The 13,043-nt window shown below is 60.5% G+C and carries 19 protein-coding genes; 15 read left to right on the top strand and 4 right to left on the bottom strand.

What is annotated here, in order from left to right:
• Window positions 1-9 precede the first annotated feature (9 nt).
• The gene (locus N5A92_RS17580) at window positions 10-171 is read right to left on the bottom strand and encodes a hypothetical protein (RefSeq protein WP_260905066.1); all 162 of its coding nucleotides are present in this window, start codon (window positions 169-171) and stop codon (window positions 10-12) included.
• 209 nt (window positions 172-380) lie between these two features.
• Between N5A92_RS17580 and N5A92_RS17575 the strand changes: the two genes are divergently transcribed.
• Window positions 381-1,247 carry a MurR/RpiR family transcriptional regulator gene (locus N5A92_RS17575; protein WP_260905064.1) on the top strand — a complete coding sequence of 289 codons (867 nt, stop codon included), beginning with the start codon at window positions 381-383 and terminating at the stop codon, window positions 1,245-1,247.
• Window positions 1,248-1,280: 33 nt separating this feature from the next.
• Here N5A92_RS17575 and N5A92_RS17570 read toward each other — a convergent pair whose 3' ends face one another.
• Together N5A92_RS17570 and N5A92_RS17565 are read right to left on the bottom strand one after the other, a co-directional pair.
• Window positions 1,281-2,216, bottom strand: a complete 936-nt coding sequence (locus N5A92_RS17570) for a LysR family transcriptional regulator (protein ID WP_260905063.1) — start codon at window positions 2,214-2,216, stop codon at window positions 1,281-1,283.
• A 31-nt stretch (window positions 2,217-2,247) separates the two neighbouring features.
• Window positions 2,248-2,868, bottom strand: coding sequence for a L,D-transpeptidase (locus N5A92_RS17565; protein WP_260905062.1), 621 nt, complete (start codon window positions 2,866-2,868; stop codon window positions 2,248-2,250).
• 283 nt (window positions 2,869-3,151) lie between these two features.
• On the opposite strand from N5A92_RS17565, the gene N5A92_RS17560 reads away from it, so the two are divergent.
• The 14 genes from N5A92_RS17560 to N5A92_RS27500 all read left to right on the top strand — a co-directional run bounded on the left by N5A92_RS17560 (window position 3,152) and on the right by N5A92_RS27500 (window position 12,613).
• Complete coding sequence (locus tag N5A92_RS17560) at window positions 3,152-3,760, top strand: type III secretion protein (RefSeq protein ID WP_260905060.1); 609 nt, start codon at window positions 3,152-3,154, stop codon at window positions 3,758-3,760.
• 10 nt (window positions 3,761-3,770) lie between these two features.
• A complete protein-coding gene (locus tag N5A92_RS17555) occupies window positions 3,771-3,962 on the top strand; it encodes a hypothetical protein (RefSeq protein ID WP_260905059.1) in 192 nt (63 codons plus the stop codon).
• A 41-nt stretch (window positions 3,963-4,003) separates the two neighbouring features.
• On the top strand, window positions 4,004-4,441 hold the full coding sequence (locus tag N5A92_RS17550) for a hypothetical protein (RefSeq protein WP_260905058.1): 438 nt from the start codon (window positions 4,004-4,006) through the stop codon (window positions 4,439-4,441).
• A 23-nt stretch (window positions 4,442-4,464) separates the two neighbouring features.
• Complete coding sequence (sctJ, locus tag N5A92_RS17545; RefSeq protein ID WP_260905057.1) at window positions 4,465-5,262, top strand: type III secretion system inner membrane ring lipoprotein SctJ; 798 nt, start codon at window positions 4,465-4,467, stop codon at window positions 5,260-5,262.
• Window positions 5,259-5,894, top strand: a complete 636-nt coding sequence (locus N5A92_RS17540; RefSeq protein WP_260905056.1) for a Yop proteins translocation protein K — start codon at window positions 5,259-5,261, stop codon at window positions 5,892-5,894. The genes sctJ and N5A92_RS17540 overlap by 4 nt, the downstream gene beginning before the upstream one ends.
• Window positions 5,895-5,969: 75 nt before the next feature.
• Window positions 5,970-6,545 (top strand): type III secretion system stator protein SctL, encoded by a 576-nt coding sequence (gene sctL, locus N5A92_RS17535; protein WP_260905055.1) that lies wholly within the window; start codon window positions 5,970-5,972, stop codon window positions 6,543-6,545.
• Complete coding sequence (locus N5A92_RS17530) at window positions 6,542-7,900, top strand: FliI/YscN family ATPase (protein ID WP_260905054.1); 1,359 nt, start codon at window positions 6,542-6,544, stop codon at window positions 7,898-7,900. The genes sctL and N5A92_RS17530 overlap by 4 nt, the downstream gene beginning before the upstream one ends.
• Window positions 7,887-8,384 (top strand): type III secretion system stalk subunit SctO, encoded by a 498-nt coding sequence (gene sctO, locus N5A92_RS17525; protein ID WP_260905053.1) that lies wholly within the window; start codon window positions 7,887-7,889, stop codon window positions 8,382-8,384. The genes N5A92_RS17530 and sctO overlap by 14 nt, the downstream gene beginning before the upstream one ends.
• A gap of 3 nt (window positions 8,385-8,387) precedes the next feature.
• On the top strand, window positions 8,388-9,479 hold the full coding sequence (sctQ, locus tag N5A92_RS17520) for a type III secretion system cytoplasmic ring protein SctQ (protein WP_260905052.1): 1,092 nt from the start codon (window positions 8,388-8,390) through the stop codon (window positions 9,477-9,479).
• Complete coding sequence (sctR, locus tag N5A92_RS17515) at window positions 9,472-10,125, top strand: type III secretion system export apparatus subunit SctR (RefSeq protein ID WP_260905051.1); 654 nt, start codon at window positions 9,472-9,474, stop codon at window positions 10,123-10,125. Before sctQ ends, sctR begins: the two co-directional genes overlap by 8 nt.
• A gap of 12 nt (window positions 10,126-10,137) precedes the next feature.
• Window positions 10,138-10,407 carry an EscS/YscS/HrcS family type III secretion system export apparatus protein gene (locus N5A92_RS17510; RefSeq protein WP_260905049.1) on the top strand — a complete coding sequence of 90 codons (270 nt, stop codon included), beginning with the start codon at window positions 10,138-10,140 and terminating at the stop codon, window positions 10,405-10,407.
• Window positions 10,408-10,414: 7 nt separating this feature from the next.
• Complete coding sequence (sctT, locus tag N5A92_RS17505) at window positions 10,415-11,230, top strand: type III secretion system export apparatus subunit SctT (protein ID WP_260905047.1); 816 nt, start codon at window positions 10,415-10,417, stop codon at window positions 11,228-11,230.
• A 119-nt stretch (window positions 11,231-11,349) separates the two neighbouring features.
• Window positions 11,350-12,186, top strand: a complete 837-nt coding sequence (locus N5A92_RS17500; RefSeq protein ID WP_260905046.1) for a D-glutamate cyclase family protein — start codon at window positions 11,350-11,352, stop codon at window positions 12,184-12,186.
• Window positions 12,187-12,493: 307 nt separating this feature from the next.
• Window positions 12,494-12,613 carry a DUF736 family protein gene (locus tag N5A92_RS27500; RefSeq protein ID WP_425248605.1) on the top strand — a complete coding sequence of 40 codons (120 nt, stop codon included), beginning with the start codon at window positions 12,494-12,496 and terminating at the stop codon, window positions 12,611-12,613.
• A 1-nt stretch (window position 12,614) separates the two neighbouring features.
• On the opposite strand, the gene N5A92_RS17495 is transcribed toward N5A92_RS27500, so the two are convergent.
• Entirely contained in the window at window positions 12,615-13,040 is a 426-nt protein-coding gene (locus N5A92_RS17495; RefSeq protein ID WP_260905044.1) for a hypothetical protein, read from the bottom strand.
• Between the last annotated feature and the right edge of the window lie 3 nt (window positions 13,041-13,043).

The raw sequence follows: 13,043 nt of genomic DNA, 5'->3' as shown, positions 1-13,043 counted from the left end.
CCGTGTCCTTTAGACCTTCTGGGCGACATCGCCCTCTTTGGACTTGGCGCCGATCGCAAACTGGCCAACAAGTTGTGCCTTTGAAAGCTCGGTTTGCCATTTCATGACTTCATTCGAGGATTTCTTGTAATCCTGAACAGCGTTGGCGATGGATTCTGCTTCTGAGGCCATAAGTCGCTCCTTGAATTCAAATGCGCTGCATATGCACGAACCGCCCGAGCAGGTATGCCGGTGGCCATGCACGGAACGATCTTAGGTCAGCAATGTTAAAAGTTAAAGTCCATTTGGAACTTTCACGCTTCCTAAATTCCATTCGCTGCGTTCCGTTGCATTGACGTGGACCAAGACGTAATGTGGGAATGGGCAAGGGGTATGGACAAATGAAACAAGGGCCTTTGGCAGAGCTACTGCTCGAACGTTTCGATTCGATGCCACCACAGTTGCAGATGGCGAGCCGCTTCGTGCTCGATCATCCCGACGACGTGGCGCTGATGTCGATGCGCGAGCAGGCAAATCGAGCGGGTGTATCGCACAGTACGATGATGCGGTTGGCGCGGTCGCTGGGTCTTAACAGCTACGAGGAAATGCGCGCGCTCTACGCAAGGGGGTTGCGAGAAGCGCACCGGAACTTCGAGGTGCCCGGCCTTTCGGAGGGAGAAGATGCGGAGCAGGGCGGCTTTTCCTTGGTCGGCCGCATGTCCGACACACTGGCCGCGCAGGTGGCGCGTTTCGGCGACTATGGAGCCGCCAGGCAACTGATGGCCGCTGCGGATGTGCTCGCTGGTGGGCGCCGTCTGTTTTGCTTAGGCTTGCGCTCGGAGCATGCGGTGGCGCACCATTTCAACCAGACGCTTTCGCTTTTCGACGAGCAGGCAACACTCCTGGACGCGGTGGGCGGAACCGGCATCGACAACCTTGGGCAAGGCGGTTCGGGGGACGTGATGCTAGCGGTCGGAGTCGAGCCCTACACCCGAGCGACGGTGGAGATCGCCCGGCAGGCGGCCGCGTTCGATATCGCCGTCGTGGCGATCACGGACAGTCAGGTTTCCCCGCTGGCGCGCATTGCGCGCCAGAGCATCATTGTTACGACGCATTCGCTCGTGGGTTTTCAGAGCCTGGTATCGGCCATGGCAGCGGCGGAAATCCTCGCGGCGCTGGTTGCAGCAAGGCGGGGCATTGACGTGGAACAGGCCTTGCAAGAGGCGAAGGCGCGGCTCTCCGCCCTTGATGTCTATTGGAGTTCCTGATGGGTCAAACTGCCGAGTTCGCAGACGGAAGGATTACGCCGTTTCGGCGGTCCTCAGATGGTGTTTCGCTGCATAGGCCTCGGCAACTTCGGCCACCAGCTGCGCCGCATGCTCGGCAATAGGATTGACCGGTTCCAGGAAGAATGAGGCGGTGAACTGCAGGTCGGACGGCTGCCATTCGCAATCGATCTTTCGCAGCTCTCCCCTGGCTATATGATCTCGCACAACATCCAGGGGCAGGACGGCGATGCCGATGCCGTCCATCGTCATGCGCAGCGAGGCCGCCAGCGAGTTGGCCGGGAACGTTCGCGGCGCGTCGTCCGCGTCTGCGCTGAGCTTGTGATAGAGCTCGCTATAGGGACGCGTGGCGCGCGCGTAGGAGATGACCGGAAACCGCAGCAATTCGCGGAGGGATACGCGCGTTTCCGGCAGGTCGAGGTGCGGCGCGCAGACCCATATCAGCGGGAAAGACGGCACGTTCACGTTTTCGATGCGGTATTCCGACACCGGTCCCATGAGAACGGCTATGTCGAGCCGATGCGACAGGAGATCGCTGCGTAGCGCGAGTGTGCCATCGACGACCAGATCAACATCGACGAGCGGATAGCTTTTGTCGAATTCCCGGAGGAAATCGGATAGCCAGGTGTGGACGATGGTCTCGGCAACGCCCAGCCGGAGAACGCCGTTGACTGTTGCCAGCGTGTTGGCTGCGCGCTGCAGCTTGTCGGCTGTGCGCAGCGTGCGTTGCGCAAGAGGCAGAAGCTGCTGCCCCATTGCCGTCAGGCGAACGGTATTGCTCATGCGCTCGAAAAGCTGCACGCCCAGCGCATTCTCCAGGCTGGCGATCCGTGCCGAAACGGCCGGCTGGGTCGTGTTCAGCCGCTCGGCCGCCTTGCGAAAGCTGCCCAGCGTGGCCACCCACAAAAAAGTATCGAGCTGCTTGATGTTGAAGGAGATCACGGCGCCCACAAATACCTGTCACCGCAAGAGAATAATTGGGTCAGTGTCTGACGACCACCTTAGCGCCCATCGACACCCTTTCATACAGATCGATCACATCCTCATTGGCCATGCGAATGCAACCCGATGACGTCGCTTGCCCGACAGTCCAAGGCGCGTTTGTGCCGTGGATCCGGCAGAGGGTGTCGCCGATATAAAGTGCACGGGCGCCCAGCGGATTGTTCGGTCCGCCCTTGACAAAAGCGGGAAGAACGCGACCGTGCCACGCCTCTCGCCGCCGCATTTCCTCCGGCGGGCGCCAGTCCGGCCACTTTCGCTTGTTTGTGATGTGGTGCTGGCCGCTCCAACTGAAGCCCTCTTTGCCGACACCGACGGCATATTTCAGCGCTTTGCCGTTTCCAAGCACATAGTAAAGTCGCCGTTGTGACGTGCTGATGACAATCGTGCCGGGCGGCTGCGGCTCGCTGAATGTGACGATTTCTCGTACAATCGGCTGCAAGTCCGGTTGCCGCAAAAACGCGGTTTGAGCGCTCGTCTCACCGGGCGGCAAGAGGCTCCGTGCGTCCGAATCGAAGGCCCAGGTCCTCGGATCATAGGCGCCCGACTGGGCAAGCGCGCCGGGATGCGACGCTGCAAACATGGCTATGAGCAGCGTCACCAACGGGGAAAGCCGGACGATTCCTGCCGTTCCCGAGCGATGCCTGCGCGCAAACGCCCCGACAATCTGTTGAAGGCCTTCACATATCATCTGCCGGCGCTCCCATCGTCGCGGGCAACGGAATCAACGAAGTCGTTACCAGCACAATTACTGCCCGTGCGCAACAAATGGAACCTATTTAATCTGCGCAGTCCAAATGGACTTTTCTTTTGGCGAGGAGCGCTATAGTCTGCAGCCTGTTCGCGCGGGCCGAGGGGCCGACCGCAGTTCAATCGAGCGAGATCACATGAACTTCACCGTCGGCAAGATGCGCCATCGTCACCATAGGGCAATTGGCCTGCTTGTGGGTCTGTGGTTTTGTGTAGCCGGGATACAGGCGATCGCGGCGGAGCCGGAGTGGCCCGCGGGCATTTATACATACATCCCGATCGACCAGAGGGTGTCGGAGGCCCTGCAGGAGTTCGGGCGCAACGTCGGCCTGCCGGTCAGGGTGAGCGACCGCGTCGAGGGGCGCTTGAGCCATGGTATGCCGATCGGCACGGCCCGTGAATTTCTGACGTGGATCTGCGACCGGTACGGACTTGTCTGGTACTATGACGGCGCAGTCCTCCATATCGCGGCGGAAAGCGAGCTTCGTACCGAAATGGTGAAGCTTGCGACCGAGGAAATGCGCTCCATGCGCGCGCGCCTGGAAAGGGTGGGAATAAGCAATCCGCGCTTCCCGATCCGGCTCATGGAGGATGACAACCTCATGTCCGTTTCCGGGCCTCCGGCCTATATCGCAGCCGTCAAGAAGGCGCTAGGGCTGCTGTCGGAAGGAGATGGCGGGGTAAGGAGCGTTCGTGTGTTTCGCGGCAAGGATGTTGCCGCCACCGCGGTTCCAGCAAGCAATTAGGAGAGAGGCGATGAGGATCGACAACTCGGCCACCAACGCTCAGATGCAAGCGGACATGAAGCTGAAAGCCAAGCAGACGACCATGCAGGCGCATATCGAGAATGCGCTGGCCGACCGCTCCGTGAACCGAATGTCTCAGCCCATGCAGGCGAACAGCGACGCGATCAGGGAATCTCAAGGGGCCGAGCCGGACGAAGGCTAGCAACCCTCGTCGAACGCTTCGTTGCGATCAGGAGTGGGACTATGGAAGCTACATCCGCCGCGGCCCCGTCACTTTCATCTCCGCTGTCGGAGATGCAGTCGAACCAAATGCCGGTTTCGATCACACAAGAGCAAAACCTCTTCGAATACCTGATCGATGTGGAGAAGGGGCTTGGAATATCCGGCGAATTTGCCAATCCAGCGGCGCTTTTCAGCAAGGTGTTGGACCATGCCGACGAAATTAGTCAGCAGGTGCAGGACGTTGTCAAAAGCATAAGCACACGTTCTGGTGATGCCTCGGGCGCGGTGCAGGCGCAGAAGGCGGGGACTACCTCGGATCCGGGCCTGGAGGAAATAGACATGGGGCAGATCGTCGAACAGTTTTGGTCGGCTACTTGGACAGTCTATCGTGCTACAGCGGTTACCAATAGTGTGGTCGCTGCCACATCCTCGGCCCAATCACTGATCCACCAGAGCTAACGGTGCACTCGGTGACAGAGTCTATGTCACGATCTGTCGTCATGGTGTGGCTTGGCAGGGCCCGTCTGGGGATCGTCGGGTTGGGCCTGTTGTTGTTACAAGCCTGTTCGTCGGAACTCTACACCGGCCTGGACCAGCGACAGGCCAATGAGATCGTAGCTACCCTCATGCGCGAGGGCATTCCAGCCCAGCGTCGTCCCAGCGATGACGGCACGATGACGGTGACTGTGGACAAAAACCGCTTCGCCGATGCCATGGCCATTCTGGACGATGCCGGACTGCCCAAGACGGAATTCCAGACGCTGGGAGACGTCTTCAAGCGGGACGGCCTCGTTTCTTCTCCGGTCGAGGAACGGGCTGCCATGATCTATGGCCTGAGCCAGGAATTGTCGCGAACGATCTCGGACATAGACGGCGTCTTGTCGGCGCGCGTCCATCTCGTGCTTCCAGATAACGACCCGCTTCGCCGGGAACTCGTTCCCTCATCGGCATCGGTCTTTATCCGCCATCGTGCAACCGTGGCGATGAGCGATTTCGTTCCGCAAGTAAAGCTGCTTGTCGCCAATGGCATCTCCGGGCTCGCCTACGACAATATCTCGGTGGTTCTGGTGCCCGTACAGGGCAAGGCTGCGGACGTATCCGAGCCGGCATTTGCCAGCTTTCTCGGGCTCTGGCTTCATCCCGACAGCGTAGCACGTGCCAAGTGGATCTGTTTCGGGCTTCTTGCCTTGGTTCTGGGGCTGGCTGTGGGGCTCGGATACGAATACTGGCGTCAGCGCCGTGACGTCTACTCTCTGCCGGTGCCCGTGAAAAAGACATGAATCCGGAAGGCAAGGCTGAGCGGAATAGCGGACAGTACGGTTGGGAATCGTTCCTCCGGGAACCTGCGGCTTATGCAGATCCCGAGCGTTTGGCGCTGTGCTTTATGGGCAAGATAAGCAATAGGGCTTGCGAGCGCCTGCTTGCCAACGGGAGGTTGCATGGTCGCCTCTCAACGCTTCTTGCGGAATACTATGCGCTCGCGCGGTTGCCGGACGATGATGCGCATACCGCAGACAATGCTGATCGGAGGATTGCGCTTTGGAACGTCGACCGTTTGAGCAACCTCATTCTGCAATCCGGGGCGATCTATTGGTCGGACGTACTTGCCAGTACGATCCTGGGCCGCGAGGCTGCCGCTCTGCGGGCCGTCTTCAATGGGGAATTGACCACCTTCGCGGTCGCCAACAAGGACCTTGCCGGTCCGCCGCAGCCAATCGAGCCGATTGAGACGCTCAAAGAACGTGTCGAAGCCGACGGGTGGCGGTGTCTTGCCGCATGGTGCCATGCCGTCGATCCCGCGATCGGTGCGCGTTTTCGTCTCAAGCTGCCTCCCACCACGCCATTGGAAGAGATTCCCGCGCCACCCTTTGTCGAAACCGGGCCTGAGATCGTGCGCCGGGCCGCGCGATGAACTGCTGAAGGGGAAGAGGGAATGGTCATCAAGCAGGCAAGCGGACCGTCGCTGGAATCTCTGCCAAGGAGACCCTTGGCGCATGTTCTGCGTCCGGCCGAAGCGACGGCATGGAGAGATGGATTTTCCTTTCTCGAGACAGCGCGCAACGAGGCCTCGAAGATACGGGAGATGGCGCGCCAAGGTTACGCGACGGAATATGCGCGAGGCTATGAGGACGGCAAAGCGGCTGGTGAAGCCGAGGCCGGACGGTTGGTCAACGAGACCGCGGCCAAGGTGGACCGATATCTGGCGGGGATCGAAGGCGAGGTCGTGACGCTGGCGCTCGAGATCGTGCAGCGTGTGCTTGGAGATTTCGATGTCGGCGAACGTGTCGCGCAGGCGGCCAAGCACGCCATCGCAGATCTAAGGCGCGCGAAATATATCCGCCTCACCGTTCATCCCGATGTCGCCACAGAGGTGAAGGAGAGGCTCTCCGGCATTGTCGACGAAGATGCGCTCGGATGTGCCATCGAAGTTCAAGCCGATAATGCTCTGGCGCCTCATGCATGCGTCATCGCCACTGACGCTGCCGTCTTCGATGCCAGCGTTGAAGCGCAACTCGAAGTCTTGAAAGACGCCATCGGCAAGGACACGGAGGCCGAGCGATGAGCGACATGGCCTCCGGCGTCGATGCCCGCCTCTCGACCATCGTTCCACGATTGCGGGAAAGGTTGCGCGAGGATGCCGGCCGCTCGCGCAAGGGACGGGTGCGCCAGGTTGTCGGCGTGATCATTCACGCCGCAGTGGACGAGGTGAGGCTCGGCGAGATTTGCGACCTCGTTGATCCGAAGACCGGCCGGCGGGCGAGGGCGGAGGTTGTTGGCCTTGCCGATGAGGAAGCCATTCTGGTGCCGCTTGACGACATGACCGGGCTTTCGAGCCTGACGGAAGTCATTCCTACGGGCCGGGACCTGCAAGTGCCGGTCGGTTCGGGGCTTTTGGGGCGCGTCGTGAGCGCTCTCGGCGAACCCCTGGATAGTGGGCCATGGCCGCCGAAGGCCATGGAAGGGACCTATCCGGTGCACTCCTATCCGCCCCCGCCCATGTCGCGCGCGCTCATATCGGAGCCGATCCAGCTCGGCATTCGCGCGCTCGATGGATTTCTGACCTGCGCGCGCGGCCAGCGCTTGGGACTGTTCGGCGAGCCCGGCGTGGGCAAATCCGCGCTGGTTTCCGACATCGTGCGCGGCACGGATGCCGACGTCGCCGTGGTAGCGCTCGTTGGCGAGCGTGGCCGTGAGGTGCGCGAATTCGTCGAACGCCAGCTCAGCTCGGAAGGGAGGGCGCGGACCGTCATCGTTGCCGCGACTTCAGACCGGCCGGCGATAGAAAGGGTCAAGGCTGCATATGTCGCCACGGCGATCGCCGAGTTTTTTCGCGATCAGGGCAAGCATGTCCTACTGGCCATGGACAACATCACGCGGTTCGCCCGCGCCCAGCGGGAAATCGGCCTTGCCTCGGGCGAGCCCCCAACCCGGCGTGGATTTCCGTCTTCACTGTTTGCCGCCCTTCCGAGGCTGCTGGAGCGTTCTGGCCCCGCTGAGCGTGGTTCAATCACAGGCCTTTACAGCGTGCTCATCGAGGGGGACGGCACGCTCGATCCGGTCGCCGAGGAACTGCAGGCGCTGTTGGACGGGCATGTCTTTCTGTCGAGCGACCTTGCCCGCCGCGATCACTTTCCGGCCATTGACGTGCTGCGCAGCCGAAGCCGGCTGATGGAGAGCGTTGCGTCGCCGGAACACCGGGCCGCCGCTGGGAAATTGCGGAACCTGCTGGCCCGTTACGCAGATATCGAGTTGCTATTGCGCGTCGGCGAATATGAAAAGGGGTCGGACCCGGTTGCGGACGAGGCCGTGCGCAAGATCGACCGAATCAACGCCTTCCTGCGCCAGCCACCGAACAAACTCGAGAACGTGGAGACGACAAGCAAGCTCTTGCAGGAGATCGCCGATGAAGGAACGTGAGACGATCGTCCGCCTGCGCGACCTTCGCCGCCTGCGCGAGCGGGGGGCGAACGAGACCGTTTTCCGCAGGCATGCGGCGCTGAATGAAGCAAAATGGGAGGTCGAGAAGGCGGCGCACACGACCGAAAGGCATTTGCAGGAGGCCGCTGCCGCGGAGCAATCAGAGTTCGAATCTCTTGTCGGGCAGCCGGTGGATGTCCGCCGCATGCATCAGCTTGAGGGACAGTTTCAAAAGGGGACCGCGGATTTGGCGCGGTTACGCGACGTGGAGTTGCAGGCGGCTGCAACCGCGCGGGAACGCAAGGATCAACTTGCACGGGCGCGCGAAGATCATAACAGGCATATGCGGGCAGTGACGAAACTCGATGGTTTGCTCGACCGACTGTCTTCCAGGTCGATCGGGGGATGGGCACGATGCGAGGAGTTCGAGGAGGAGGAGACCGCTGCGGACCGCAGGCCCTCCAAGCATAAGGGCGGGCTCTAGACTGTGTCCCAGGCGGTGGTCGAAAAGAGAACAAGCCGGCGCGCGCCGGGGAAAAAGAAGCCCAAACCCGGCGTGAAGCCGGTGCTCCTCCATGAAATCGAACAATCCAGGCTGCACGCATTCAATGCATTCTATCGCCGGCGCAGACCGGTAAAGCTCACGGTTGAGGGTCAGACATATTCGGTCACGGCCGCCTGGCCGGTTGAGACCGATACTGCCTCGCAGGCAGCCGTTAACTTCTCGATCGACGGCGCCCCGGGCGAACTGAACCTGCCGCTTTCGATGGTGGAGGAATGGATTTCCCGGATCGACCCCAACGCCGATCTTGCGCAGTTGACTCCCCAACACGCGGCACTCCTGGTCGAATGTGTCTTGAGCGAGGATTTGAACCGCCTGGAGGCGCAGCTTGGCTGTGCGATCGTTGTGCAGGCGGTCGAAACCGGGCTGGCGGATCTCGTCGGGGGCGATTTCAAGTTGCGGCTCAATCGCGGCGAGGCGGCCGCAATTTGCGCGCTCTCCGTGGAGGACCGCTGGGCAATACGGCTTGGCGAAGCGCTTGATGGAGCGCAACGCGGTACGCCTCGGCTCCGTCTGGATGTGCCGGTCACCGTCAACCTTTGGCGCGGCGTGACCACGATTTTCCTTGCCGACCTGCGGAGCCTTCGGCCTGGCGATGTGATCGTGCCGGAGGAATTGAACCATACGCAGGACACGGCAATCGCCATCTTCGCCGACCGTTTCGTGGTACCTGTTCAGGCCACCTCGGATGGCTGGCTCTTGACCGCCGGCGTGCGCCCGCTCGCTGCGACAAAATGGGAGTGGATCATGGATCATTCGAAACAGCCGCCGACGGCGGTCGTGGAAGATTCCGACCTTGAAGACCTGCCGCTAACCATTGCGTTCGAGATTGGGCGCGTAGCCATGTCACTGAAGGAGTTCAGCCAGTTGACGCCGGGGGCCGTGGTCAAGATCGCCGATGTGTCCGACCAGGCGGTCGATCTGCTTGCCAATGGCAAACGCATCGGCCGCGGCGAGATGGTCCGCATCGGCGACGGTGTCGGCGTGCAAGTCACCCGGATATTCGGCGATGCTTGAGGACGCCCCGAACATTCTGGGCATTCTTGTTGCCATTGGCGTCGTCGGGCTTGTCCCTCTGGCGGTCGTCACAATGACCGGCTTTCTGAAGATTTCGGTCGTGCTGTTTCTCATCCGCAACGCGCTAGGGACACAGAACACGCCTCCAAATCTGGTGCTGTATGGGATAGCGCTGGTCCTGACGGCCTATGTCACGGCTCCGCTTGCCAGCGAAATTTCCAGCCGGCTCGAAGAGAACCGAATCACGTTCGAGTCCAGCCAGGACGTGCAAGAGGCGGCGCGCCTTGTCCGCGCACCCCTAAGGCAGCATCTCCTTCACTTCACGCGGCCGGGCGAGCGGGAATTCTTTCTTCAGGCGACCGAACGGCTCTGGCCGGACGGAGCGCGCCGGGACGTCCAGGTGGATGATCTGTCGATTCTCGTGCCGGCTTTCGTGGCATCGGAGCTGAGCCGGGCCTTCGAAATCGGTTTTCTCATTTACCTGCCGTTTCTGATCGTGGACGTCGTCGTCGCCAGCATTCTGATGACGCTCGGCATGATCATGGTTCCGCCGGTGCTCATCTCCGTTCCGCTCAAGCTGTTCCTGTTCGTGGCGATCGACGGTTGGTCGCGACTGATGCAGGGCCTCATCCTGAGTTACGTCTGATGGGAGGAGGGCATGACCACTGATTTCGTTCTCGCGAAGGTCCAGACCGCCCTGGTGATCGTTCTCTTCGCGTCGGCCCCGGTGATCATCACCGCGCTTGCGGTCGGGCTCCTGGTCGGGCTGGCGCAGGCCCTTACACAAATACAGGATCAAAGCTTGCCACAGACGATCAAGCTCGTTGCGGTCCTGGTGGTCATCCTGTTGTTCGGGCCGGTCATGGCCTACCAGATCGCGGAACAGGCTTCCGAGGCGCTCGATCAGTTCCCCCGCGTGACGCGTTAAGGCCCTAATGGACACGGCGTTTTTTGAAACTATCGAGGGGCTTGAATATTACGCACTGGCAGTTGCGTATTCCTTGGCGCGCATGATCGGCGTGATGTCCATCATGCCGCTCTTCACGCGCATGCGGCTGACCGGCCTTGTGCGCAACGGTGCCGCGATAGCGCTGTCCATCCCGGTCATTCCGGCAATCGCCTCGATGCTGCCGCAGATGGAGCCGGTGCCGACGTTCTTCCTTCTCGTCATCATGTTGAAGGAGGTTCTGATCGGCCTCGTCTTGGGCATTGTGCTTGGCATTCCGTTCTGGGCCGCGGAAGCGGCGGGCGACATCGTGGACCTGCAGCGCGGAGCATCGATGGGCGTGTTGCTCGACCCCATGATGTCACACCAGACCAGCCCGACGGGCACGTTGCTTGCAATCGTCATGCTGGCCATCTTTTTGGCCGCGGGCGGGCTCGAACTCGTGCTCACCGTGCATTATCGCAGCTACGAGCTTTGGCCGCTGGACCAGTTCGCGCCGACCTTCAGCGCCGATGCCGCCGATCTCCTCCTCGATGTTCTGAACCGTGTCTTCGCGATGGCGCTCATCCTGGCGTTCCCCCTCATCGTGGGGCTTCTGTTGTCGGACGTCATGCTGGGATTTCTCGCGCGTGCCTCCCCGCATCTCAACATCTTCGCCCTGTCGCTCGTGGTGAAGACCGCGGTTTTCAGTGTGGTGCTGGTGTTATACGCCCCATTTCTGGTTCACTACATGAATACAAATCTCGGCTTCATGCGTGATGCCGCGCGCTACCTCGAACTGATTGCATGTCCGTCCTGTCCCTGATGATGCTTCCAACCTTGCAGGTGAAGAAATAATCTATCGCGAAGCAAAAAATCTCGTAATTTGACATGTCCTTCGCTGCTGAAGATGGTTGGGCATCGACAAGCCAAGGGGGCGGCGCCGTGGTACCGATCACCGACCATCGAGCATTTTCGTTTCAGGCGACGCTGGGCACTTGCGACGCTGCTCGGTTGCGGCAGATCATCCGGCAGGATGCCTATGAAGGAAGAACGTCAGGCCTTGCGCCGGGCAGGGTGCAGGCGAATCTGATCATTCTTACCCGCAGGTTTGCCGACGATTTCCTGCTTTATTGCAAGCGCAATCCGAAGCCGCTGCCGCTGATCGGGGTCGCCCGGCACGGCGTGCCGGCGATCCCGCAGTTGGGTGACATCGACCTGCGCACGGATGTTCCTCGCTACGACATCTATCGCTTCGGCGCACTCGTCGGGCGGCCGGCGAACATCACTGCCTTGTGGCGGGAAGATTTTGCGGCTTTCGCCATCGGCTCGAGCTTCACTTTCGAGCACGCGCTTGCAGCGCGCGGCGTCCGGTTGCGCCGGATGGGGGGATACAAGGCCGTGCCGGTTTACCGAACAGCCATTCCAACATCGCGGGCGGGACTGTTTTGCGGCGAGTTGATCGTGTCCATGCGGACCATCCGCGCAAAGGACATCGACAAGGTGCGCGCCATTACCGCACGGTTTCCCCAGGCGCACGGCGCACCGATTCATGTCGGTGACCCCGCGGAAATCGGGATCGATGATCTTAATCGTCCCTTATCGGGCGATTCGCTCACCATGGCGCCGGACGAAGTGCCCGTCTTCTGGGCCAGCGGCCTGACCGCGCATCATGCAGTGCAACGGGCGAAGCTGGAGATCTGCATTACCCAATCGCCCGGACATATGCTGCTCACCAGTATCGACGGGCGAGCGGATATCGGTTCCTTCAAGCTTTTCTAGAAGCCCTCGGACCTATTGTAGCCTCGTCGGGTTGGATCAGACTGGCGCTGTTGTTCTGCGCCGGCGCCTTTGTCGTGACTGACGGTGCGGGATTTCATCGGCAGACAGCCGGCCTGCATTCGTTGAAGTCGAAGTCCATGGCTGCGATGTTGCCGCTCAGTCTGCTGTCCTCGTTGAGGCGGATGAAGTTGGACCGTTCGATCATTGGATTACTGCGTGTTCGATCTATCGACCGACCTTAAACTCCGCAAGTCAATTGATCGGAGCACAAACACGGAGTGAACCTTGCGGATGAGCAGACTATCGTATCTTTGCCGGCAACCGCGAGCGCTGCGAGGTTGGCGCCGGCTGGAGCAAGGTCGCCAGGTCGAGCGGCGAGAGCTACCTCAACCTCAAGATCGCCGCGCCGGAATTCGCCCCTAACTGAGTCATTTTGCGAGTGACACGGTAACGCCCGTCACTGACTCGACCGCCTGTTTTAGAGCACTAATCAGCTTATCCACCGAACCCAACGGGATTGGATGCTCGCGGTTCTGATAGAAGCCAAAGAAGAACTTTTCCGACTCCATGGAGCTATTGCCAATCACGCTGATAGCCTCGCGATACATCTGAACCGAATAGTGTTCGTTATCGGGTGTTGTCGGAGCAATCCGGATGTCAAAACCGTGGAGGTTGGCGAATTGTTCTAGCTGATCAAAAAACTGCTCCCGTGAAGCCTGCGGTACGGTGATGTTCACCGATTGGATGGGCTTTTGCGCAGGGCCTAGTTTGGGCGTCATGCTAAGTCCCTTTACCACGCCGATGGCTGTGACCAACCCCAGAAACCCGATCAGAAATGCCCGGCGTTTGGTCATCCT

Origin of the sequence: Chelativorans salis (assembly GCF_025336525.1) — a bacterium.
GTDB lineage: Bacteria > Pseudomonadota > Alphaproteobacteria > Rhizobiales > Rhizobiaceae > Chelativorans > Chelativorans salis.
The sequence above is the reverse complement of the archived record's forward strand: the minus strand, read 5'-3'. Positions and strand labels throughout refer to the sequence as shown.

Excerpts from the sequence above, each read along its gene's own strand:
- N5A92_RS17580 (WP_260905066.1), bottom strand. The coding sequence starts at position 171 with ATGGCCTCAGAAGCAGAATCCATCGCCAACGCTGTTCAGGATTACAAG.
- N5A92_RS17575 (WP_260905064.1), top strand. The coding sequence starts at position 381 with ATGAAACAAGGGCCTTTGGCAGAGCTACTGCTCGAACGTTTCGATTCG.
- N5A92_RS17560 (WP_260905060.1), top strand. The coding sequence starts at position 3,152 with ATGAACTTCACCGTCGGCAAGATGCGCCATCGTCACCATAGGGCAATT.
- N5A92_RS17555 (WP_260905059.1), top strand. The coding sequence starts at position 3,771 with ATGAGGATCGACAACTCGGCCACCAACGCTCAGATGCAAGCGGACATG.
- N5A92_RS17550 (WP_260905058.1), top strand. The coding sequence starts at position 4,004 with ATGGAAGCTACATCCGCCGCGGCCCCGTCACTTTCATCTCCGCTGTCG.
- sctJ (WP_260905057.1), top strand. The coding sequence starts at position 4,465 with ATGTCACGATCTGTCGTCATGGTGTGGCTTGGCAGGGCCCGTCTGGGG.
- N5A92_RS17540 (WP_260905056.1), top strand. The coding sequence starts at position 5,259 with ATGAATCCGGAAGGCAAGGCTGAGCGGAATAGCGGACAGTACGGTTGG.
- N5A92_RS17530 (WP_260905054.1), top strand. The coding sequence starts at position 6,542 with ATGAGCGACATGGCCTCCGGCGTCGATGCCCGCCTCTCGACCATCGTT.
- sctO (WP_260905053.1), top strand. The coding sequence starts at position 7,887 with ATGAAGGAACGTGAGACGATCGTCCGCCTGCGCGACCTTCGCCGCCTG.
- sctR (WP_260905051.1), top strand. The coding sequence starts at position 9,472 with ATGCTTGAGGACGCCCCGAACATTCTGGGCATTCTTGTTGCCATTGGC.
- N5A92_RS17510 (WP_260905049.1), top strand. The coding sequence starts at position 10,138 with ATGACCACTGATTTCGTTCTCGCGAAGGTCCAGACCGCCCTGGTGATC.
- sctT (WP_260905047.1), top strand. The coding sequence starts at position 10,415 with ATGGACACGGCGTTTTTTGAAACTATCGAGGGGCTTGAATATTACGCA.
- N5A92_RS17495 (WP_260905044.1), bottom strand. The coding sequence starts at position 13,040 with ATGACCAAACGCCGGGCATTTCTGATCGGGTTTCTGGGGTTGGTCACA.